We start from the raw sequence: 1,646 nt of genomic DNA, 5'->3' as shown, positions 1-1,646 counted from the left end.
TCACCAACGGCAGCGGTGCCGTTGGTAAAGCGCTGGACATTCGCCCGCCGGCTCAGCCGTTAGCACTAGTCACCGGTGCTCGCACTCAGATCGCGGGTGATACGTCGACATTGCTGGTGGAAAATGGTCGTGGCAACACGCTGTGGCCACAGGTCGTTAGCGTCATTCAGTCTAAAAACTACACGATCACCAAACGTGATGATGCCAGCCAGACGTTGACCACCGACTGGGTTAACTGGAACCGTCTGGATGAAGACGAGCAGTACCGTGGACGTTATCAAATCTCGGTTAAACCGCAGGGCTATCAGCAAGCGGTAACGGTGAAACTGATTAACCTCGAGCAGGCGGGTAAACCCGTAGCTGATCCAGCATCAATGCAGCGTTACAGCGCTGAGATGATGAACGTTATCTCCGCTGGTCTGGATAAGAACGCCACTGATGCCGCGAATGCCGCGCAGAACCGCTCTGCCGCCACCATGGATGTTCAGAGTGCTGCCGATGACACCGGTTTACCGATGCTGGTGGTACGTGGACCGTTCAACGTGGTATGGCAGCGTCTGCCGGCAGCGCTTGAGAAAGTGGGGATGAAAGTGACCGACAGCACCCGTTCTCAGGGCAGCATCGCCGTGACCTACAAACCACTGTCTGATAGTAACTGGCAGGAGCTGGGCGCAAGCGATCCGGGTCTGGTATCCGGCGACTATAAACTGCAGGTCGGTGATTTAGACAACCGCAGTAGCTTGCAGTTTATCGATCCGAAGGGGCATACCCTGACGCAAAGCCAGAACGACGCGCTGGTCGCCGTCTTCCAGGCAGCGTTCAGTAAGTAAAAATAAAGGGCTGGATAACTCCAGCCCTTTTTTTCTGATATGATACGCAAACGTGTGCGTCGGCAGAAAAACGCAATATTTATCGTTAATTCACACCCAGGAGTAATAAAGATGCAAAAGCAAGCTGAGTTGTATCGTGGTAAAGCGAAGACCGTATACAGCACGGAAAACCCGGACCTGTTGGTGCTCGAATTCCGCAATGATACGTCAGCAGGGGATGGCGCGCGCATTGAACAGTTTGATCGTAAAGGCATGGTGAACAACAAGTTTAACCATTTCATTATGACTAAACTGCAAGAAGCGGGCATTCCTACCCAGATGGAGCGACTGCTTTCCGATACTGAATGTCTGGTGAAAAAACTGGAGATGGTACCGGTTGAATGTGTGGTTCGTAACCGCGCAGCAGGTTCCCTGGTTAAGCGTTTAGGCGTTGAGGAAGGTATTGAACTGAATCCGCCGCTGTTTGATCTGTTCCTGAAAAACGATGCTATGCACGATCCAATGATTAACGATTCCTATTGTGAAACTTTTGGTTGGGTGAGCAAAGAGAATCTGGCGCGTATGAAAGAGCTGACCTACAAAGCCAACGACGTGCTGAAAAAGATGTTTGATGATGCCGGTCTGATTCTGGTCGACTTCAAACTTGAGTTTGGTTTGTATAAAGGTGAAGTGGTCCTGGGCGATGAGTTCTCACCGGACGGTAGCCGTCTGTGGGACAAAGAAACGCTGGATAAAATGGACAAAGATCGCTTCCGCCAGAGCCTGGGCGGCCTGATCGAAGCCTATGAAGCCGTCGCGCATCGTCTGGGTGTGAAG

Annotated in this window: 2 protein-coding genes; both read left to right on the top strand. The window is 51.9% G+C overall.

Translation table 11 applies throughout. The features are described from left to right. Positions 1 to 830 (top strand): outer membrane protein assembly factor BamC (bamC, locus tag FDW87_RS01245; RefSeq protein WP_252362933.1); only part of this gene is annotated, 830 nt, incomplete at its 5' end. Between the two features lie 111 nt (positions 831 to 941). Further along, on the top strand, positions 942 to 1,646 hold a 705-nt coding region (gene purC / locus FDW87_RS01240), incomplete at its 3' end, for a phosphoribosylaminoimidazolesuccinocarboxamide synthase (RefSeq protein ID WP_137379393.1).

This window comes from Citrobacter sp. wls826, from assembly GCF_005281245.1.
Lineage (GTDB): Bacteria > Pseudomonadota > Gammaproteobacteria > Enterobacterales > Enterobacteriaceae > Citrobacter > Citrobacter braakii.
Note: the sequence above shows the minus strand (reverse complement) of the source record. Positions and strands in the feature narration are given on the sequence as shown.